At 68.8% G+C, this 4,614-nt stretch carries 6 protein-coding genes; 3 read left to right on the plus strand and 3 right to left on the minus strand.

The window, feature by feature from the left end; translation table 11 throughout:
• Positions 1-744: serine hydroxymethyltransferase (locus VNR91_RS02925; RefSeq protein ID WP_325489293.1), on the minus strand; the 744-nt coding region annotated here is incomplete at its 3' end.
• Positions 741-1,193 carry a ribose 5-phosphate isomerase B gene (rpiB, locus tag VNR91_RS02930; protein ID WP_325489294.1) on the minus strand — a complete coding sequence of 151 codons (453 nt, stop codon included), beginning with the start codon at positions 1,191-1,193 and terminating at the stop codon, positions 741-743. The genes rpiB and VNR91_RS02925, both read right to left, overlap by 4 nt.
• 211 nt (positions 1,194-1,404) lie before the next feature.
• Between rpiB and VNR91_RS02935 the strand changes: the two genes are divergently transcribed.
• Positions 1,405-2,631: a DUF3419 family protein gene (locus VNR91_RS02935; RefSeq protein ID WP_325489295.1), complete on the plus strand. Its 1,227-nt coding sequence runs from the start codon at positions 1,405-1,407 to the stop codon at positions 2,629-2,631.
• Positions 2,632-3,291: a class I SAM-dependent methyltransferase gene (locus VNR91_RS02940; protein WP_325489296.1), complete on the plus strand. Its 660-nt coding sequence runs from the start codon at positions 2,632-2,634 to the stop codon at positions 3,289-3,291.
• A gap of 173 nt (positions 3,292-3,464) precedes the next feature.
• Here VNR91_RS02940 and VNR91_RS02945 read toward each other — a convergent pair whose 3' ends face one another.
• Positions 3,465-4,328 (minus strand): LysR family transcriptional regulator, encoded by an 864-nt coding sequence (locus tag VNR91_RS02945; protein WP_325489297.1) that lies wholly within the window; start codon positions 4,326-4,328, stop codon positions 3,465-3,467.
• Positions 4,329-4,430: 102 nt separating this feature from the next.
• Here VNR91_RS02945 and VNR91_RS02950 point away from each other — a divergent pair.
• On the plus strand, positions 4,431-4,614 hold a 184-nt coding region (locus tag VNR91_RS02950), incomplete at its 3' end, for a hypothetical protein (RefSeq protein ID WP_325489298.1).

Raw genomic sequence — 4,614 nt, forward strand, 5'->3', positions numbered from 1 at the left:
GCCGCGCGGGCCGCGCAGCGTCTTGTGCGTGGTGGTGGTGACGACGTGGGCGTGGCCGAACGGCGTGGGGTGCGCGCCGCCGGCGACGAGACCGGCGAAGTGCGCCATGTCGACCATGAAGTACGCGCCGACTTCATCGGCGATCGCGCGGAACTTCGCGAAGTCGATCTGGCGCGGATAGGCGGAGCCGCCGGCGATGATCAGCTTGGGCTGATGCTCGCGCGCCTTCGCCGCGACCTCGTCGAAGTCGATCAGGTGGGTGTCGGGACGCACGCCATAGGGGACGGCGTTGAACCACTTGCCCGACATCGCCGCCTTTGCGCCATGGGTCAGGTGGCCGCCCGAATCGAGGCTGAGCCCCATGATGGTGTCGCCCGGCTTGACCAGCGCGAGCATCACCGCGCCATTGGCCTGCGCGCCCGAATGCGGCTGGACGTTGGCGAAATCACAGCCGAACAGCTGCCTGGCGCGATCGATCGCGAGGCTCTCGACCTCGTCGGACGGCGCGCAGCCCTGATAGTAACGCTTGCCGGGATAGCCTTCGGCATATTTGTTGGTGAAGACGCTGCCCTGCGCCTCCAGCACCGCCTTGGACACGATGTTCTCGCTGGCGATCAGCTCGATCTGGTGCTGCTCGCGCTTCAGTTCGTGCCGGACGCCGGCGAACACCGCCGGATCGGCATCGGCCAGGCCGCGGGTGAAGAAGCCGTCGGGCTGGGAATCGTTGGCGGGTTGGCTGCTCATCGGGCATCTCCATCAAGATCGGGGGCGCCGAGTTTGTCGACGCGGGCGGAATGGCGGTCGCCAAGGAAATCGGTGGCGAGGAAGGCGGTGACGCACGCCTTTGCCATGTCGACGCCGGTCAGCCGCGCGCCGAGCGCGAGGACGTTGGCGTCGTTGTGCTGGCGGGCGAGGCTGGCCGACAGCGGCTCCGACACCAGCGCGCAGCGGCACGCCGGTTCGCGATTCACCGCGATCGAGATGCCGATGCCCGAACCGCACAGCGCGATGCCGACCGGCGCGCGGCCGTCGGCGATCGCGCGCGCCAGCTTGTAACCATAGTCGGGATAATCGACGCTTTCGGGGCCGTCGGTGCCGAGGTCGAGCACATCATGCCCCTCCCCGCTGAGCCATTCGGCGAGCGTCGATTTCAGGGCGAACGCGGCATGATCCGCGGCGATGGCGATGCGCATGAAGGCGGCAATGGTCCTTGAGTGCGGGTGTGGCGTCCCCCTAGTCCGGGATCGCGACGAATGCCACCCTGTTCGCGCGTACCGATCGCCCGCCCGTTTCGACCGCCCCGTTTCGACCGCCCGTCACAAACGGTCACGAAACTGACACCGTGCTGGCCTAGCGCCATCGGACCCCGTATGAGCACGGGCTCCAATGGAGCGTAAGAAGACCATGGCAGCCAAGGCGCCGCGCAACCACGCCGTCCGTGATGCGGTGCATCGCCACGAGCATCTGAGCAGGCAGGGCCTGCTGGAACGCACCTTCTCCTTCGCCTTTCGCGGGCTGGTCTATGCCCAGATCTGGGAAGACCCCGAAGTCGACATGGAGGCGCTGGCGATCCAGCCCGACAGCCATGTCGTGACGATCGCGTCGGGCGGCTGCAACGTACTGAGCTACCTCACCGCCGGCCCCGCCGCGATCACCGCCGTCGACCTCAACACCGCGCATATCGCGCTCAACAAGCTCAAGCTCGCCGCCGCGCGCCACCTGCCCGATTACGACTCGTTCCGCCGGTTCTTTGCCGACGCCAGCTCGAAGGACAATGTCCGCGCCTATATGCACCACGTCCGCCCGCATCTGGACGAGACGACGCGGCGCTATTGGGAAGGCCGCGACCTGATCGGCCGGCGGCGGATCGGCGCGTTCACGCGCGGCTTCTACAAGCGCGGGCTGCTGGGCGGGTTCATCGGCATGGCCCATCTGCTCGCCAAGGCCTATGGTCTCGATCCCAAGGCGATCCTGGAGGCCAAGACGATCGACGAGCAGCGCGCGATCTTCGAGACCAAGTTCGCGCCGATCTTTGACAAGAAATTCGTCCGCTGGATCGTCGACCAGCCGGCGTCGCTGTTCGGGCTGGGCATCCCGCCGGCGCAATATGATTCGCTGGCGTCGGACGATCCCGAGGGGATGCGCGTGGTGCTGCGCCGCCGGCTGGAGAAGCTCGCCTGCGACTTCGACCTGGCCGACAATTATTTCGCGTGGCAGGCGTTCGGGCGCGGATACGGCAAGGGTCCGGACGCGCCGCTGCCGCCCTATCTCCAGCCCGACAATTACCGCGACGTGGTCGACCGGATCGACCGGGTCGAGGTGCGCCACATCAATTTCGGCGACTATCTGGCGGCGATGCCCGACGCCTCGCTCGACCGCTATATCCTGCTGGACGCGCAGGACTGGATGACCGACGAGGTGCTGACCGCGCTGTGGACCCAGATCACCCGCACCGCCCGGCCGGGCGCGCGCGTGCTGTTCCGCACCGCCGCCGCGCCCAGCCTGCTGCCGGGCCGCGTGCCCGACGCGATCCTCGACCGCTGGGATTATCGCGCCGACGAATCGCTCGACTATACCGTTCGGGACCGCTCGGCGATCTACGGCGGCGTCCATCTCTATGTGCTGAAGTAGATGGCCGGTCACGACGCGCATGAGCACGCGCGCCACATGGATGCGATCTATCGGTCGCAGCGCCATTTCTACGACTTCACCCGCAAATATTACCTGCTGGGGCGCGACCGCCTGATCCGCGAACTGGCGCCGCCGCCGGGGGGCAGTGTGATCGAGGTGGGATGCGGCACCGCGCGCAACCTGATCGCGGCGGCCAAGGTCTGGCCGCAGGCGCGTTTCTACGGCTTCGACATTTCCGAGGCGATGCTGGAGACCGCGCGCGCTTCGGTGGCGCGCGCCGGGCTGGCGGATCGCATCACGCTGGCGCAGGGCGACGCGACGACGTTCGACCCGAAGGCGCTGTTCGGCATCGACGCGCCCGACCGGGTGTTCATGAGCTACACGCTGTCGATGATCCCCGACTGGCGCGGCACGATCGCGCGCGGCGCCGAGGTGCTGGGGCCGGACGGACGGCTGTCGATCGTCGATTTCGGCCAGCAGGAGGGATTGCCGGGGGCGTGGCGCAAGCTGTTGTTCGCGTGGCTGGCGAAGTTCGACGTGACGCCGCGCGCGGAGCTGGACCCGGCGGCGCGCGAGGTGGCGGCGGCGCGCGGGCTGACCGCCCGGTTCCGGCCGCTGTATCGCGGATATGCGTGGAGCGCGGGCATCACGCGGGATTAGGACGCGGTATGAGCTGGCGAAGGGTTTGCCCTCGCGCGTGGACCGTCAGCCCGGCCTTGCGCCGGGTCTATCGGGAAGCACGCGAGCGGCCGGACATCGCAAGGCAGCGCGCCGGGCATAGTGGAACCCGGCACAAGGCCGGGGTGACGAGCGGGCAAGGTAACGCGAACGAACTATTCCACCGCGACGATCCATTCGCGGAAGGCCCGCATCGCCGCGCCCGGCGCGCGCGTCTTGAGCCGGGTCAGCCAGTAACGGCCGGTCTCCACCTGCTGCGCGAACGGGCGGACCAGATCGCCGCGTTCCAGCGCAGGGCCGAACATCGCCGGGGGCAACAGCGCCACCCCGGCGCCCGCCGCCGCCGCCGCCGCCGTGGTCACCGACGAATCGAACACCGGACCGTGCAGCGGCGGACACGGCGCCCCCGCCAACGCGAACCAGCGCGGCCATTCGTCGTGCCGATAGGAGCGCAGCAGCACTTCCCCGGCGAGATCGTCGGGGGACGCGATGCGATCCGCCAGTGCCGGTGCACACAATGGCGTCAGCTGCGCGGCGATCAGCGGATCGGCCTCCACCCCGTGCCACGCGCCGTCGCCGAAGCGGATCGCATAATCCAGCCCGTCCCCGGCCAGGTCGACGCGGTTGTTGTTGGTGCGGATGCGCAGGTCGACGAACGGGTGCGCCGCCGCGAATCCGGCGAGGCGCGGCAACAGCCAGCCAGTGGCGAAGGTGCCGACCACGCCGACCGTCAGCACCTCCCGCAAGCGACCGTCGGCGTAGCGATCGAGCAGCGCCGCGATCCGATCGAAGCTGTCCGCCAGCACCGGCACCAGCGCCGCGCCCTCGTCGGTGAGCGCCAGCCCGCGCGGCAGGCGGTGGAATAGCCGCACCCCCAGCACATCCTCCAGCCGGTTGACCTGATGGCTGACCGCCGCCTGGCTGACGCGCAGTTCCAGCCCGGCGCGGGTCAGGCTGAGGTGGCGCGCCGACGCCTCGAACGCGCGCAGGGCATTGAGCGGGATCTGCGATCTATCCATGGCCATGACATTAGTTTTTCGAGTGGCTGCGTCCAGATATGATCGATTGTGCCGCCCCGCACGCGGCCGCATCCTGCGCGCATCGAACATGGGAGACGGCGGATGGATCGGCGGGAAATATTGCTCGGGCTGGGCGGGATCGCGGCGCTGGCGGCGATCGACCCGCCGCTGGCGTGGGCGCAGAAAAACGCGCAGTTCGGGGGGCGGGTATTCGCGGAGACGATCCGCCGCATCGAACAGCGCAGCCGCGGGCGGCTGGGCGTGGCGATCCTAGACACCCACAGCG

The sequence above is a fragment of the Sphingomonas sp. genome (assembly GCF_035555815.1).
In the GTDB taxonomy this organism is placed as follows: domain Bacteria; phylum Pseudomonadota; class Alphaproteobacteria; order Sphingomonadales; family Sphingomonadaceae; genus Sphingomonas.

Coding starts and splice junctions, on each gene's coding strand:
- VNR91_RS02940 (WP_325489296.1), top strand. CDS start 2,632: ATGGCCGGTCACGACGCGCATGAGCACGCGCGCCACATGGATGCGATC.
- VNR91_RS02935 (WP_325489295.1), top strand. CDS start 1,405: ATGGCAGCCAAGGCGCCGCGCAACCACGCCGTCCGTGATGCGGTGCAT.
- rpiB (WP_325489294.1), bottom strand. CDS start 1,193: ATGCGCATCGCCATCGCCGCGGATCATGCCGCGTTCGCCCTGAAATCG.
- VNR91_RS02945 (WP_325489297.1), bottom strand. CDS start 4,328: ATGGATAGATCGCAGATCCCGCTCAATGCCCTGCGCGCGTTCGAGGCG.